The sequence below is a fragment of the Nannocystis sp. RBIL2 genome (genome assembly GCF_026626745.1).
Lineage (GTDB): Bacteria > Myxococcota_A > Polyangia > Nannocystales > Nannocystaceae > Nannocystis.
This window is the reverse complement of sequence record NZ_JAPNJW010000002.1, coordinates 3,388,609-3,402,472: the sequence shown is the minus strand read 5'-3', so window position 1 is coordinate 3,402,472 and position 13,864 is coordinate 3,388,609. Positions and strand designations below refer to the sequence as shown.

14 protein-coding genes are annotated in these 13,864 nt (G+C 70.5%); 6 read left to right on the top strand and 8 right to left on the bottom strand.

Annotated features, from left to right (window positions below):
• Positions 1-73 precede the first annotated feature (73 nt).
• Both OV090_RS38645 and OV090_RS38640 read right to left on the bottom strand, forming a co-directional pair.
• Complete coding sequence (locus tag OV090_RS38645; protein ID WP_267709846.1) at positions 74-538, bottom strand: MauE/DoxX family redox-associated membrane protein; 465 nt, start codon at positions 536-538, stop codon at positions 74-76.
• A complete protein-coding gene (locus OV090_RS38640; RefSeq protein ID WP_267709845.1) occupies positions 535-765 on the bottom strand; it encodes a hypothetical protein in 231 nt (76 codons plus the stop codon). The genes OV090_RS38645 and OV090_RS38640 overlap by 4 nt, the downstream gene beginning before the upstream one ends.
• A gap of 283 nt (positions 766-1,048) precedes the next feature.
• Here OV090_RS38640 and OV090_RS38635 point away from each other — a divergent pair, with 283 nt between their 5' ends.
• From OV090_RS38635 to OV090_RS38620, 4 genes are all read left to right on the top strand, one after another.
• Positions 1,049-1,789: a hypothetical protein gene (locus OV090_RS38635; RefSeq protein ID WP_267709844.1), complete on the top strand. Its 741-nt coding sequence runs from the start codon at positions 1,049-1,051 to the stop codon at positions 1,787-1,789.
• Between the two features lie 89 nt (positions 1,790-1,878).
• On the top strand, positions 1,879-2,979 hold the full coding sequence (gene ychF, locus OV090_RS38630) for a redox-regulated ATPase YchF (RefSeq protein WP_267709843.1): 1,101 nt from the start codon (positions 1,879-1,881) through the stop codon (positions 2,977-2,979).
• 129 nt (positions 2,980-3,108) lie between these two features.
• A complete protein-coding gene (locus OV090_RS38625; RefSeq protein WP_267709842.1) occupies positions 3,109-3,870 on the top strand; it encodes a hypothetical protein in 762 nt (253 codons plus the stop codon).
• A 10-nt stretch (positions 3,871-3,880) separates the two neighbouring features.
• Positions 3,881-4,141, top strand: coding sequence for a hypothetical protein (locus OV090_RS38620; RefSeq protein WP_267709841.1), 261 nt, complete (start codon positions 3,881-3,883; stop codon positions 4,139-4,141).
• A 110-nt stretch (positions 4,142-4,251) separates the two neighbouring features.
• On the opposite strand, the gene OV090_RS38615 is transcribed toward OV090_RS38620, so the two are convergent.
• The 5 genes from OV090_RS38615 to OV090_RS38595 form a co-directional block, all read right to left on the bottom strand.
• Complete coding sequence (locus OV090_RS38615; protein WP_267709840.1) at positions 4,252-5,214, bottom strand: hypothetical protein; 963 nt, start codon at positions 5,212-5,214, stop codon at positions 4,252-4,254.
• 216 nt (positions 5,215-5,430) lie between these two features.
• On the bottom strand, positions 5,431-6,483 hold the full coding sequence (locus OV090_RS38610; protein ID WP_267709839.1) for a 2-oxoacid:ferredoxin oxidoreductase subunit beta: 1,053 nt from the start codon (positions 6,481-6,483) through the stop codon (positions 5,431-5,433).
• Positions 6,484-6,512: 29 nt separating this feature from the next.
• Complete coding sequence (locus tag OV090_RS38605; protein ID WP_267709838.1) at positions 6,513-8,381, bottom strand: 2-oxoacid:acceptor oxidoreductase subunit alpha; 1,869 nt, start codon at positions 8,379-8,381, stop codon at positions 6,513-6,515.
• Between the two features lie 143 nt (positions 8,382-8,524).
• Positions 8,525-9,067 (bottom strand): hypothetical protein, encoded by a 543-nt coding sequence (locus OV090_RS38600; protein ID WP_267709837.1) that lies wholly within the window; start codon positions 9,065-9,067, stop codon positions 8,525-8,527.
• Positions 9,068-9,130: 63 nt separating this feature from the next.
• Entirely contained in the window at positions 9,131-9,628 is a 498-nt protein-coding gene (locus OV090_RS38595) for a pyridoxamine 5'-phosphate oxidase family protein (protein ID WP_267709836.1), read from the bottom strand.
• A gap of 125 nt (positions 9,629-9,753) precedes the next feature.
• On the opposite strand from OV090_RS38595, the gene OV090_RS38590 reads away from it, so the two are divergent.
• Both OV090_RS38590 and OV090_RS38585 read left to right on the top strand, forming a co-directional pair.
• Entirely contained in the window at positions 9,754-10,773 is a 1,020-nt protein-coding gene (locus OV090_RS38590; RefSeq protein WP_267709835.1) for a tetratricopeptide repeat protein, read from the top strand.
• Positions 10,774-10,779: 6 nt separating this feature from the next.
• The gene (locus OV090_RS38585) at positions 10,780-12,033 is read left to right on the top strand and encodes a 2-isopropylmalate synthase (protein ID WP_267709834.1); all 1,254 of its coding nucleotides are present in this window, start codon (positions 10,780-10,782) and stop codon (positions 12,031-12,033) included.
• Between the two features lie 141 nt (positions 12,034-12,174).
• On the opposite strand, the gene OV090_RS38580 is transcribed toward OV090_RS38585, so the two are convergent.
• Positions 12,175-13,758, bottom strand: a complete 1,584-nt coding sequence (locus OV090_RS38580) for a hypothetical protein (RefSeq protein ID WP_267709833.1) — start codon at positions 13,756-13,758, stop codon at positions 12,175-12,177.
• Between the last annotated feature and the right edge of the window lie 106 nt (positions 13,759-13,864).

The following is a 13,864-nucleotide window of genomic DNA, read 5'->3' as shown; positions in this document are numbered from 1 at the left end:
GTCTACCACGCGGGCCCGGCGGCACTCGCGGCCTCGAGGTGCGCCTGACACCCGGGCGGGCGCGTGAAGCTCCTCACCGCGCCGGCTCACGCCCGAGGTCGAGCGCGAGGACGACGGTGAGGCCGAGGAGCACGATGTTGCGCACGAGGTCGAGGGCGCCGACCGGCTCGGCCTGGACGGCGTTGCCGAAGCAGCCGCAGTCGAGGTCGATCCCCCGCGCCAGCGCCGAGCCGATCAGCGCCGTGAAGGTCGCCATCAGCCCGACCGAGAGCCACACGCCGCCGCGGTACAGCCGCCCGCTCAGGAGCGCCAGCGCGGCCAGGAGCTCGAGCATCGGCGCGGTGGTGGCGACCACGTTGACGAAGACCTCGGGGAACAGGCGGTAGTTGGGCAGCTTCGCCGCGAAGGCGACCGGGTCGGCCAGCTTGGGCGCGGCCGCGGCGAGCAGCACGCCGGCGACGATCAGGCGGAGCACCCAGATGCCGCCGCGCCGCCACTTGGATGCCCGATCGGACATGTCCTCATGGACCTGGCTCATCGGCCATCCTCCGGGGCGGGGCTGGACATCGGCGGGGCCGGCGCGAACGAGGCGACGGGCGCCTCGGCGGCGGCGGGCGCCTCCAACTCGGCCTCGCCGCCGCACATGGTCTCCTCGACCCGGGGGGCCGGGACCCACGGCAAATCTGGCCGGAGAGCCAGGTGCACGAGGCCGAGGGCGAGGCCGGCGGCGAGCAGCGTGAGCAGTTCGCGGGCGTCACGTCGCATGGGAGTCCAAGCCTAACACCGGCTGGGCGGCCTTATTCCGCGATCGACGCGCTGCGGCGCGCGGCCGCAGCCCTGAGGCCGAACATGTGCGTCAGAGCGCGTCCGGTCGGCCGCGCCGCAGCGGTTGCCGGGAATTTGCTGGCGCCTGCGGGGGCAGTGCTACCCTTGCGGGCGCGCCCGCGCAGGCGGCGATTCCGCCGGGGTCCAGGGATACTTCCAGGCCCTTTCGCGCCCGCGTCGTCCTCCGGCCCCCCGTCGGCCAGAAGCGTCAGGAGCCTCGCCCATGACCCATCGCAAGCTGTTCGTGCTGTGGACCCTCCTCTGTGCCCTGGCGCTGCTGCCGCGGGCCGCGGAGGCCGCTCCGGTCACGGTGGGCGGCAAGGCCAGCACCACCGGCGGCACCAGCGGTTCGGCCAGCGGCCCGAAGAAGTCGGGCTTCGAGCTGCCGGAGAACATCATCGGCGGCAACGCGATCACGGCCCTGCTGCCGGTCCAGGTCGGCTTCGCCGGCTATCTGCCGCGGGTCCGGATCGGCTTCCAGTACGAGCGCCAGCTGTACAAGTCGCACTGGGTGTACGTGCAGATCGCCGGCCTGCTCGACCGCGGCGACTGGCACACCTTCCGCCTGCCGGAGTGCGGCCTCGGTGCGTCCGAGGGCTCGTGCAACCGCGGCACCGTCGCCGGCTTCGATCTCGGCCTCGGCTACGCTCACAAGTGGTTCCTCAAGGATCACCCGTACCTGGTGCCGATCGCCCGCGTGGGCGTGAACGGCGGCGCGTGGTGGTACCCGTACATCACCGAGTCGCGCCAGCAGGCCCGCGAGCGCACCTGGTCGATGAGCGTCCGCGGCGGCGGCGGCCTGCGCATCTTCCTGCTGCGCAACCTGGCCCTCGGCCTCGACGTGAACCTCGTGCTCGGCTTCACGATCTCCCGCGACCGCCCGCTGGCCAGGCCGCCGGAGACCAATGCCAACTTCCTGATCGGCATGGAGGTCCTGCCGCTCATCGTGGAACACCGGTTCTAGCGCCGGAACGGGGCCCTCGCGCGCGACCGGCGCGCGTGTGAAAACCCGGTTCGCCGAGCGCGGGAGATCGTGCTACCTCCCCGCCGCTCATGTCGCTCGCTGTCGGAATCGTCGGTCTGCCCAACGTCGGCAAGTCCACCCTGTTCAACGCGCTGTCGAACGCCGGCGCCCAGGCGGCCAACTACCCGTTCTGCACGATCGACCCGAACATCGGCGTGGTCCCGGTGCCGGACCCGCGGATGGACGCGCTGATCAAGCTGTTCGAGCCGCTCAAGGAGGTGCCGACGGCGGTCGAGTTCGTCGACATCGCCGGCCTCGTGAAGGGCGCCAGCCAGGGCGAGGGCAAGGGCAACGCGTTCCTCAGCCACATCCGCAACGTCGACGCGATCGTGCACGTGGTGCGCTGCTTCGACGACAGCGGCATCGTCCACGTCCACGGCAAGGTCGACCCGGTCGACGACGCCGAGGTGATCAACACCGAGCTGCTGCTGCGCGACATCCAGTCGGTCGAGGCGCGGCTGCAGAAGGCGGTCAAGAACTCGAAGGGCGGCGACAAGGCGGAGAAGCTGGCGGCGGCGGTCTGCGAGAAGCTGCTGGCGGCGATGAACCGCGGCCAGCCGGCGCGGACCATCGAGCTCGACGAGGAGTCGCGCGAGGTGATGAAGTCGCTGACGCTGCTGACCGCCAAGCCGATGCTGTACGCGGCCAACGTCGCCGAGTCGCAGCTGTCGGCCGGCACCTCGGACCCGCTGGTGGCCAAGGTGGTCGAGCTGGCGGCGCGCGAGAAGTCCGAGGTGGTGGTGATCTCGGCGGCGATCGAGGCCGAGATCGTCGGCCTGTCGCCGGACGAGCGGCGCGAGTTCCTCGACGGCCTCGGCGCCACCGAGCCCGGCCTGAACCGGCTGATCCGCCAGGCCTACGCGCTCCTCGACCTCATCACGTTCTTCACCGCCGGCAAGCAGGAGGTCCGCGCCTGGACCATCCGCCGCGGCACCCATGCCCCCCAGGCGGCCGGCAAGATCCACACCGACTTCGAGCGTGGCTTCATCCGCGCCGAGGTCCAGGGCTGGGAAGATCTGGTCCGCCTCGGCTCCGAAGCCGCCGTCAAGGCCAAGGGCCTGCTCCGCGTCGAAGGCAAGGAGTACGTGGTTCAGGACGGCGACGTCATGCACTTCCGCTTCAACGTCTGAAGCTGGCCCGAAGGCCAGGTTATCAGGATGCCGATGGCGCAATTTGCGCGAGATGCGCTGGCCGAATCGGGGCGCAGACCTCCAGGGCGGGGTGTGGCATTTGCCGACGGGCGATGGCACGCTCGCGCCGTGAACCAGGTTGCGCGGTCCTCGTGTCGCTCGCTCGCCGTCGCGCTCGCGGCGGCGATGGTGTTCACCCCGGTCGGCGCGCGCGCGCGCGTGCTGGCGCCGGCTGTCTCGGGGGACATGTCCTCAGGGGCAGCCAGCGCGGCGGGCGAGGGCGAGAAGGCGACCTCGGCGGTGCCGCTGTCGGACGACCCGGCGGTCGAGTACAAGGCCGGCACGCAGGCCTACGCGCTCGGCAACTACGAGCAGGCGATCGTGCACTTCGAGCGCAGCTACGCGCTGTCGAACCACCCGTACCTGCTCTACAACCTCGGCCTGGCGTACACGCAGTGGTACGGGCTGTCGAACGACGCGGGCAACCTGCGCAAGGCCCGGCGGCTGTTCCAGAACTATCTCAAGGCGCTGGCCGACGATCCGAAGATGGATCAGGAGCAGCGCGACGACGCCGAGGCGCAGATCGCCAAGATCGACGAGCAGCTGGCCGAGATCGCCGCGCGCACGCCCGCCGCCACGCCGCCCGAGGGGCCGTCCGAGGCCGCCGGCGCCCCGCCGCCGCGCGGGGGCGACGTGCCGCCGCCGAGCAAGCAGCCGGTCTACAAGAAGGGCTGGTTCTGGGGCGTGATCGTCGTCGGCGCGCTCGCGGTCGCCGGCGGGGTGACGGCCGGGGTGCTGGCGAGCCGGCGCGACGAGGGGAAGCCGTCCGAGCTCGGCAACATCGGCCCCACGCGCGGCGAGGTCCCGACGGGCCTGGGCCTGCGGTTCTGAAGGAGCGCCGGTGGTCTCGAGCCAGGATCTGCACCCCTCGGCCGGCGCGCGGTTCGTGTGCGAGCGCGAGCCCGGCGAGCCGCTGCGCTACCAGGCGCGCGTGTACGTGGCCGGCGGGGCGACCGTGGACGCGGCGCTGACCTGGGACGCGGCCGGGCAGGCGACGCTGGCGCCGACGCCCGAGGACGAGTGGGTGGCGAACGAGCTGCTCAAGCTGGCGCGGGTGCTGAAGCACAGCGGGCAGGCGCGGCTGGTCCGCTGGCGCGGATGAACGAACGGGCATGTCCTCGCGGGCATGCCCGTACGTTCATGGACTTTCGTGCATGTGCTTTCGAGCCTGTCCGCGGGGACAGGCCCTGAGCTCCGCAGCCGACCTCTTGTTTAGCCGGTGCTGCTGCTGGTGCTGTCGCCGCCGGTGCTGCTGGTGTCGGTGTCGGTGCCGGTCTCGTTGATCGGGCAGCCCTCTTCGCCCTCGTCGCAGCAGGCGCACACGGCCACGCCGTCCTGCTCCTCGCACGAGCCGAAGTCGTAGGTCGCGCCCATCTCGTCGCCGATCTCGGTGCAGAGGGTGAAGCAGTCGGCCTCGGTGGTCTTGCCCCACTTGCAGCCGGCCCAGGTGTTGGCGTCGAGGCAGCTGGGAGCGGTGCCCGAGCAGGCCGCGCCGGAGCCGCTGCCGCACTCGGTGTAGATGTTGGCGCCGTCGTCGACGCAGCCGTACGAGAAGTCGTAGCCGTCGAGCTTGCAGGTGTCGTCGAGCGTGGTGTCCTCGACCCACACGCCGCCCTCGCAGTAGTACTGCTTGCTGCCGTAGGGGCCGCAGGTGTCGGGGTTGGTGCAGAAGAACGACTCGGTGTCGGGGTTGCACGAGGCCGGGGGCTCGACCGCGTCGAGGCACTCCTCGGGCTCGCCCGTGGTGCCGACGCTGGTGGTCGGGATCTGCTCGGTCGTGCCTTCGGTCTCGCCGTCGGTGGCGGTGCCGTCGGTGCCCTGCGAGGTCTGGCCGTCGTCGACGCAGCAGGTCAGGTCGGCGTCGTCGCTCGGGTTGCACCACGTGTACCCGACGTCGCAGAAGCACTGGTCGCCGGAGAGGGTGCTGTTCTGCTCGCACTCGCCGCCCTTGCCCTCTTTCTCGCAGCAGTCGGTGTCGTCGGTGTTCAGGTTGCAGCGCTCGTAGCCGGGGTTGCAGACGCAGTTGGCGTCGTTGTTGGCGAGCAGGCTGCCGCAGTCGTGGATGCCGGCGTCATCTCCGCCCGGGCCCACCGTGATCACGCAGCCGAGCGCGAAGGCCGAGGCGAAGGAGAAGACAGAAGCCAAGAAGGATGAAGGCGGAGAGAGGCGTTGCATGACTCGATCCTGTGGAATCACCCCGTCCGACGACAGGGGCGCGTGGTTGATTCTTCGCGAAAAAGTACGCGCGACGCGCCCCCGCGCAGCGCGCGTAGTTAAACGCGAAAAGCCCGCGCAGAGGGTCGTGCGCGGGCTTTTATGGCGAGGTCGCGGGACAGCGTCGGCGTCGGCCGTGCAGTCACGCACGCGATCGGCGTGCGCGGGCCAGCGCGCTCAGCCGGCCGGATCGGCGGACGGGTCGGCGTCGACCTTCCACGTGTGGCCCTTGCGCATGAGGGCGTTGATATCGCCGAGCCCGCGCGCGCGCGCCTGCTTGTTCTGCTCGTGCATCCCGACCTCGAACGGCACGAGGTTCTCGTCGCTGCGGAACAGCACGCCGACCGCGACCGGGAAGGTCGGCGGGTCGAGGTTGGCGAGCAGGAACGCCTGCGAGCGGTTGGTCTCGTCGTGGACCAGCAGGTCGGCCTCGGTGACGCCGTTCTCGCCGACGGTGACGACCTCGATGTCGAGGCTGCCGGGGCGCAGGCGCAGGCCCTTGTCGTCGCCGAAGCGCATCGGCTTGCCGTGCTCGAGGTGCAGCTGCTGCTGGGCCGCGACGTCCTTGGCCGTGAAGTGGTCGAACGCGCCGTCGTTGAAGACCGGGCAGTTCTGGAACACCTCGACGAAGCCGGTGCCCTGGAACTCGTGGGCGCGCTTCAGGGTGTTGATCAGGTTCTTGGCGTCGGTGTCGACGCCGCGGGCGACGAAGCGCGCGCCGCAGCCGAGCGCGAACGCGGCCGGGGCGATCGGGTTGTCGACCGAGCCCATCGGCGACGACGGCGAGCGCTTGCCGAGCAGCGAGGTCGGCGAGTACTGGCCCTTGGTGAGGCCGTAGATCCGGTTGTTGAACAGGATGATCTGCAGGTTGAGGTTGCGCCGCAGGACGTGGATCAGGTGGTTGCCGCCGATGCTGAGGCCGTCGCCGTCGCCGGTGACGAGCCAGACGTCGAGCTGGGGGTTGGCCAGCTTGAGGCCGGTGGCGACCGCGGGCGCGCGGCCGTGGATCGTGTGGAAGCCGTACGTGTTCATGTAGTACGGGAACCGGCTCGAGCAGCCGATGCCGGAGACGAACACGGTGTTCTCGCGCCGCACCCCGAGCTCGGGGAGCATGCGCTGGACCGCCGCGAGGATGGCGTAATCGCCACAACCGGGGCACCAGCGGACCTCCTGGTCGGAGGTGAAGTCCTTGCGGGTCAGCGGCGGGTTCGGAGGATCGAGGGGCGTCATCGTCGTGACTCCAAAAGCTCTCGGGAAATTCAGGAAGAGGCGAGGAGGCCGCGGATCTCGGCCTCGATCTCGGCGATCTTGAACGGCTGACCGGCGATCTTGTTGAGGCCGCGCGCGTCGACCAGGTAGTCGCTGCGCAGGATCTTGACCAGCATGCCGTTGTTCATCTCGGGCACGAGGACGTGCTTGAAGCGCTTCAGCACCTCGCCGAGGTTCTTCGGCATCGGGTGCATGTAGCGGATGTGCGCGTGCGAGACCTTGAGGCCGGCCTTGCGCGCGCCGAGCACGGCCGAGCTGATGGCGCCGAAGGTCGAGCCCCAGCCGACGACCAGCAGATCGCCGCTGTCCTCGCCCTGGTCGATCTTCTGCAGCGGGATGTCGTCGGCGACGCCGGCGACCTTGGCCGCGCGGACCTTGACCATCTTGTGGTGGTTGTCCGGGTCGTACGAGATGTTGCCCGAGTCGTAGTTCTTCTCGAGGCCGCCGATCCGGTGCTCGAGGCCGGGGGTGCCGGGGACCGCCCAGTTGCGCGCGAGCGTCTGCGGGTCGCGCAGGAACGGGTGGAAGCCGGCCGGGTCGGTGCGCTGCTTGACCGGGAAGGGCTCGAAGCTGTTGATGTCCGGGATCTTCCACGGCTCGGCGCTGTTGGCGAGGAAGCCGTCGGTGAGGAGGATGACCGGGGTCATGTACTTGGTGGCCAGGCGCACGGCCTCGACCGCCATGGTGAAGCAGTCGCCGGGCGTCGAGGCGGCGAGCACGACCAGCGGGCAGTCGCCGTTGCGGCCGTAGACCGCGAACAGGAGGTCGCTCTGCTCGGTCTTGGTCGGCAGGCCGGTCGAGGGGCCGCCGCGCTGGACGTCGACGACGACGAGCGGGAGCTCGGTCGAGACCGCGAGGCCGATCGCCTCTGTCTTGAGCGCGAGGCCGGGCCCCGAGGTGGTGGTGATGCCGAGCGAGCCGGCGTACGAGGCCCCGATCGCGGCGCACACCGCCGCGATCTCGTCCTCGGCCTGGAAGGTGGTGATGCCGTAGGCGCGCAGGTTCGACAGGTAGTGCAGGATCGTCGAGGCCGGCGTGATCGGGTAGCTGCCGAGCACGAGCTCGAGGCCGGCCAGCTTGCCGCCGGTGAGCAGGCCCCACGCGGTCGCCTCGTTGCCGGTGACGTTGCGGTAGTGGCCCTCCTGCAGCCTGGCCCTGGGGACCTCGTAGGCGTGGATGCCCTGCGGCATCTCGGCGGTCTCGCCGTAGACGTGGCCGGCGTTGAGCGCGGCGATGTTGGCCTCGGCGATGTTCGGGCTCTTGGCGAACTTGCCGCGCAGCCACTCGGCGGTGCTGTCGCGCTCGCGGCCGAACATCCACATCATCAGGCCGAGCGTCCACATGTTCTTGGCGCGCACGGCCTCCTTGTTGCCGAGGCCGAACGACTCCACCGACTGCAGCGTGTGCTTGGTGATGTCGATCTTGAGCAGGCGGTAGCCGTCGAGGCTGCTGTCCTCGAGCGGGTTCTTGTCGTAGCCGGCCTTCTTGAGGTTGCCCGCAGTGAAGGCGCCGGTGTTGACGACGAGCAGCCCGCCCGGCTTGAGGTCGCGCAGGTTGACCTTCAGCGCCGCCGGGTTCATCGCCACCAGCACGTCGGGCGCGTCGCCCGGCGTCATGATGTCGTGCGCGGCGAAGTGGACCTGGAAGCCCGACACGCCGAAGGTCGTGCCCGCGGGGGCGCGGATCTCCGCCGGGAAGTCGGGCAGCGTCGACAGGTCGTTGCCCATCAGCGCGGTCGTGTCGGAGAACTGCGAGCCGGTGAGCTGCATGCCGTCGCCGGAGTCGCCGGCGAAGCGAATCACGACCGATTCGATGAGCTCGCGCTGGGTGGTCGAATTTGTGGAAGCGAACGTATCCATGACCGCAATGAGCGCGCGCAACCGTGGCGCGCGCGCGTGTCAGAGTATGCGCCGTGGCCGGTTTCGTTGTCATGGCGGGCCCTGGGCCAGGCCCGTGAGCCAGCACAAGCTACGTGCGCCATGTCGACGCACGTGTTCGCAAGTCACTCGAGGCTGCGCACGAGCGCTTCGACATATGCGACGTAGCTCTCGAGCGTGGCCGCGGTCGTGTCCTTCGGCGCTCGCGCGAGAGCCGGCGGCGACGGCTGTCCCTTGGGGTCGACGACGGCCCCCGCCCACGCGAGCAAGACGGCGCGATCAAAGGAATTAATGACGCGCTTACCACGGACCGGCGAGGCGGCAAGGCGAGCGTTCCACGCCAGCACCTTGCGCACGAAGGTCATGGTCCACGCCTTGTGATTGGCCTCGAACGTTGCCGCGAGGTCGGGTCGTGCGGCAGAGAGGATCTTGCGCACGCCCGCGCCGACGCGAGGGGCGTTCCGCGGGTCGTCGAGCAGGTCGCGCTGGCTGGCGGCGACGCTGTGGACAGCGCCGGCGACGCGGATGTCGGCAGGCCCGAGCGCCGCGTCGACGTGGACGACCACCGCCGCACCACCCTCGGCGGCGACGATCGCCCCGAGCACGCGCGTGGGGACGGTGACTTCGAGCGGCTCGGCCGCGATCGCGGGGCCGGTGATGGAAGTCATCGCGATCGCAGCCGCCGCCGAGAGCCAAAGTCGCCGAGTGATCATGCGCAAATCCCGACGACGTCAGCGTAGCGCGGTTTCTTCACCTGGCCCGGCGGGAAATTCACGGCGCCAGGGCGGCTCGAAGGTCCACACCAGTCGCTTGCCGAACCCGATCCGGTTGTCCGTCAACTTGGCCCAGGTGATCGCCAGGGCGTACAGCCGGTCGCGCTCGCCGAGGTGGGCCGCGGCGACCGGGTGGCGCTCGAGGTAGGCGGCGCGCAGGCCCGCGGCGGCGTCCGCGTGTAGCCGGCTGCACACCATGACCTCGCCGCGGAGCTGCAGGCCGCGGACCTCGCCGAGAACCTCGGTCTCCAGGTAGAGCGCGGCGGCCACGGTCGTCGGCCCGTCGCCGATCGCCCGCCCGTGACAGGTGTCGGCGCGGCTGGCGAACACGACGAGCGGCGCGTCCGAGCCGGGCAGGCCGTCGACGGCGGCGTAGAAGAGAGGAGTGGCGTAGGGCAGACCGTCGTCGTCCAGAGTGGCGAGGGCGAAGACCCAGCGCTCCTGCAAGAGCCTCATGAGCAGCCTCACGTCTGGCGTTGCGGGCGATGCGGCGGCAAGCATGTCGAGCCCGCTTCTACCTCGAGCGCGCGGCCGCACGTGCGCGGTCGGTCGCGCGAGACGCCGTGTTAGAGTTCGCGCCCATGAAGCAGCAGTCACTGGATGCAATCGTCGACCGCGGGCTCGCGGCCGTCGATGACGACGACCTCAAGACGGCGGAGGACGCCCTCGAGGAGGCGGCTCGGCTCGGCGGCGAGAACCACGTGCGGGTGTTGCACCTGGCCGGGATGGTCGCCTGGGCGCAAGGTCGCCTCGATCAGGCCGCGGGTTATCTGATGCAGGCCGCCGACGGCGCGCCCGAGGACCCGCAGATCTACCTCGACTGCGCCGAGTGCCTGCTCTCGCACGGCGAGGACCTCGACGAGGCCGAGGCGGCCGCCCGCGCGGTGCTCCGGCTCGAGGGCGCGGACACCGACTCGATCGACCAGGCGCGCCTGTTGCTGGCGCAGATCCGCCTCAGCGACGACGACACCGACGAGGCGCTCGAGCTGCTCGAGGGCATCAGCGCCGAGCGCAAGAACGACGCCGCGTACCTCAGCATCCACGGGTTCGTGCTGATGAACTCGAACCGCCCGAAGGAGGCGGCGGAGTCGCTGGGCCGCGCGGTCGCGGTCGACCCCGAAGATCCGGACGTCCATTACTGGTACGGCCAGGCGCTCGAGGTGCTCGGCGATGTCGCCGGCGCCCGCGCCGAGATGCTCAAGGTGCTCGAGCTCGACGCGCGCGATCTCGAGGACCACGAGCCGGTCAGCGAGGAGCTGGCCGAGGACCTGCGCGGTCAGTTCGAGGCGCTGCTCGAGGACATCCCGGACCAGGTGCTCAAGCTGGTCGCTACCGCGCCGATCACGGTGCAGGCGCGGCCCTCGACGACTCAGGTCCAGGCCGGTGCGGATCCGCGCGGGATCATCACGTTCGTCGGTCGCGCACGCACCGACGACGCCGAGGCGCGGCTGGACAGCATCGTGCTCATGCGAGACTTCTTGCTGGACGAGATCGAAGGGGACGACGACATCCCCGAGCTGTTGATGATCGGTCTCGTCGACGAGCTGCGCCGCTTCTTCCGCCTGGAGGGGCTCGAGGTGGCGACCGGAACGGAGGACTGACAGGCCATGGCGACGACCCACGCGAACACGGCGGCCCTGATCTACGACTGGAACGAGAAGGAGCGGACCGCACCGCTGTTGCGGCGGGCGCCTCGCTTCGTCGACGAGAGCATCCGCGACGGCATCCAGTCGCCGTCGGTGCGCGACCCGTCGATCGAACAGAAGATGGAGCTCGTGCGGCTGATGGATCGCATGGGCGTCCAGGCGGTCAACCTCGGCCTGCCCGGCGCGGGTCGCCGCGCGCAGGAGGACGTCGAGCGCCTGCTGCGGTTCATCGTCGAGGAGAAGCTGCGGATCACGGCCAACTGCGCCGCGCGCACCGTGGCCTCGGACATCCACCCGATCATCGACATCTCGCAGAAGGTCGGCGTGCCGATCGAGGTGATGACGTTCATCGGCTCGAGCCCGATCCGCGGCTACACCGAGGGCTGGGACAACGAGCGCCTCAAGAAGCACACCCACGAGGCGGTCAAGCTCGGCGTCGATCACGGCCTGCCGGTCGGCTTCGTCACCGAGGACACCACGCGCTCGCACCCGAAGACGCTCGACGTGCTGTTCCGGACCGCGCTCGAGGCGGGCGCCGGTCGCCTCGTGCTGTGCGACACCTGCGGCCACGCGACGCCCGACGGCCTGCGCAACCTCCTGAACTTCGCGCGCGGCGTGCTGCGCTCGATGGACCTCGAGGACACCGTCGAGCTCGACTGGCACGGGCACAACGACCGCGGCATGGCCCTGGTGCTCGGGCTGTACGCGTTCGAGTGGGGCTTCCACCGCGTCCACGGCTGCGGCCTCGGCATCGGCGAGCGCGTCGGCAACTGCTCGCTCGACCTGCTGCTGCTCAACCTGTACCTGCTCGGTCAGCTCGACCCCGCGCAGCACGACCTGTCGTGCCTGGTCGAGTACGTCGAGAAGATCAGCGAGGCCACCGGGGTGCCGATTCACCCGAGCTACCCGCTGTCGGGCCGCGACGCGTTCCGCACCGCCACCGGCGTCCACGCGGCCGCGATCATCAAGGCGACCAAGACCGGCGACCACGACCTCGCCGACCGCGTGTACTCGTCGGTGCCGGCCCGCGTGTTCGGCCGCAAGCAGGAGATCGAGATCGGCCACTACAGCGGCCGCTCCAACGTGATCTTCTGGCTGCGCGAGCACGGCTACGAGCCGTCCGACGAGCTGGTCGACCGGGTGTTCAACTTCGCCAAGAGCCAGAACCACACCCTCACGACCGAGGAAGTGAAGGCTGTGATCGCCGGCGGTTGATCGCCGCGCGGAGCGAGGAGGGCGACGCGGGCGACCGCGTCGCCCTTTCTTCGTGTGCGTCGGGCATGTCCGAAAAGACATGCCCGATGGTACATGCACTTCAGGACATGCTCATGAGAGCATGTCCCTCGAAAGCAAAACCTACTCCCAGAGCACCTTCAGCAGCTTCTTGCACTCGCGGGCGAGGGCGGCGAACAGCTCGGGGTCGACCCACTTGTCGGGGAGCGGCTCGCGGTTGCCGGCGACCGTCGGCGCGGCGGCGACGGCGACCTGCAGCGGGAACACGTCGGCGCGCGACCAGCCCTGCTTGCGGATCTCCGGCGTCACCAGCTCGATCCATCCGCGCGGGTTGTCGGCCCACGCGAGCCAGCGCAGCGGCGGCGGCTCGCGGGTCGCGTCTTGGGTGCCCGGCCACAGGACCAGGGCCGGGCGCGCGGTGCCCTCGCGGAAGCGGACCATCGCCGGCAGCAGGAGCGCGTCGCCGGGCAGGACGTCGCTGGCGAGGCGGCGCACGACCGGGCGTTCGAGCAGCGCGCCGTGGCCGTGGGTGACGAACACCTGCGAGGTGTCGGCGCCGAGCACTGCGTCGACCTTGAGCGCGGTGATCGGCGCCCCGGTCAGCTTGCTGCGCGTCGGGGTGAAGTCGGGGCGCTTGCTGGCCTCCTCGGGCTCGGCGGGGCGCGGCTCGACCAGGGTGCGCTTGCCGGGCGCGACCTTCTGCCAGGTGAGGGCGTCGGGATCGACGCGCCACAGCCGGCCGAGCATGCCCTCGGCTTGCGGGCCGCCGAGGACGATCCGGGCCGCGCCGTGACCTGTCCCGAGGACCAGCATGCAGGTGGCAGGCCACTGCAGCCGCGTCTCCTCGGCCTCGGGCAGCGGGACGAAGCTGTCCTCTTCGCCAGGTGGCGGCTTCGGCTGCTCGACGAGGAACCGCTGCAGCAGGCCCTTCGGGCGCAGCACGTAGACGTGGCGCTCGTCGCCGCCGCAGGCCAGCGGGGCGGCCTGGCGCGCGGCCAAGCGAGGGAAGCGCTCGCCGTCGACGCGCAGGTGCTTGCCGGTCCAGGCGACCGCGCCGTCGCGGGCGCAGAGGATCGCGCGGCCGGTGGTGGTGGTGCCGAGCGCGGCGATGCCCTCGGCGTCGACGTCGGTCGGGCTGGTGGCGCGCAGCTTGAGCTGGGTGTAGCCGGACGGGCGATCGGGATCGATGAGCCACGCGGTGGCCGAGCCGTCGGCCCACAGCGCGCGGCCGTCGAGGTTGACGAGGCCGGTGACGGTCCGCTCCGACACCTTGCGCCGGTGCAGCGGGTTCTCCTTGTCGACGTCGAACAGGATCTCGCCGGTCGCACCGACGCCGCACAGGACGTTCGGACGGACCAGCGCGACGCGGTCGACGAAGTCACCGAGCTTGCTGCCGACCTTGGTCAGCGCGGTCGAGAACACGCTGCCGAAGTAGAGGTGATGGCCGCCGATCCACAGCGAGCCGTCCTTGGCGCCCTCGCTCACCGACGGCTCCGGGTTGGCGCACTCGATCGTGCGCACGACCTCGAAGCTGTTGACGCCGAGGATCCACAGCTCGTACGGCAGGGGGACGACGAGGTGCTTGCCGTCGCGGGTGATGTGGATCGACAGCGGGCGATCGTCGAGGTTGGCGACATCGGCGGACTTCGAGCCGGCGATGGTCCGCTGACCGGTGCTCGAGCGCTTGATCGGGGCCTGGCGCCGCATGACGAGGCGAGCCTAACACGGCCGCGGGCCGCGAGATCAGGGCGCACGAAGCCGCGCAGAACGGCCGTAGGCGCGTTCTGGCGGCCGACGGCCGGGTCCGCCCGGG

Bases quoted from the DNA above. Each gene is read 5' to 3' on its own strand.
- OV090_RS38645 (WP_267709846.1), bottom strand. From the start codon at position 538: ATGAGCCAGGTCCATGAGGACATGTCCGATCGGGCATCCAAGTGGCGG.
- OV090_RS38640 (WP_267709845.1), bottom strand. From the start codon at position 765: ATGCGACGTGACGCCCGCGAACTGCTCACGCTGCTCGCCGCCGGCCTC.
- OV090_RS38635 (WP_267709844.1), top strand. From the start codon at position 1,049: ATGACCCATCGCAAGCTGTTCGTGCTGTGGACCCTCCTCTGTGCCCTG.
- ychF (WP_267709843.1), top strand. From the start codon at position 1,879: ATGTCGCTCGCTGTCGGAATCGTCGGTCTGCCCAACGTCGGCAAGTCC.
- OV090_RS38615 (WP_267709840.1), bottom strand. From the start codon at position 5,214: ATGCAACGCCTCTCTCCGCCTTCATCCTTCTTGGCTTCTGTCTTCTCC.
- OV090_RS38610 (WP_267709839.1), bottom strand. From the start codon at position 6,483: ATGACGCCCCTCGATCCTCCGAACCCGCCGCTGACCCGCAAGGACTTC.
- OV090_RS38605 (WP_267709838.1), bottom strand. From the start codon at position 8,381: ATGGATACGTTCGCTTCCACAAATTCGACCACCCAGCGCGAGCTCATC.
- OV090_RS38600 (WP_267709837.1), bottom strand. From the start codon at position 9,067: ATGACTTCCATCACCGGCCCCGCGATCGCGGCCGAGCCGCTCGAAGTC.
- OV090_RS38595 (WP_267709836.1), bottom strand. From the start codon at position 9,628: ATGAGGCTCTTGCAGGAGCGCTGGGTCTTCGCCCTCGCCACTCTGGAC.
- OV090_RS38590 (WP_267709835.1), top strand. From the start codon at position 9,754: ATGAAGCAGCAGTCACTGGATGCAATCGTCGACCGCGGGCTCGCGGCC.
- OV090_RS38585 (WP_267709834.1), top strand. From the start codon at position 10,780: ATGGCGACGACCCACGCGAACACGGCGGCCCTGATCTACGACTGGAAC.
- OV090_RS38580 (WP_267709833.1), bottom strand. From the start codon at position 13,758: ATGCGGCGCCAGGCCCCGATCAAGCGCTCGAGCACCGGTCAGCGGACC.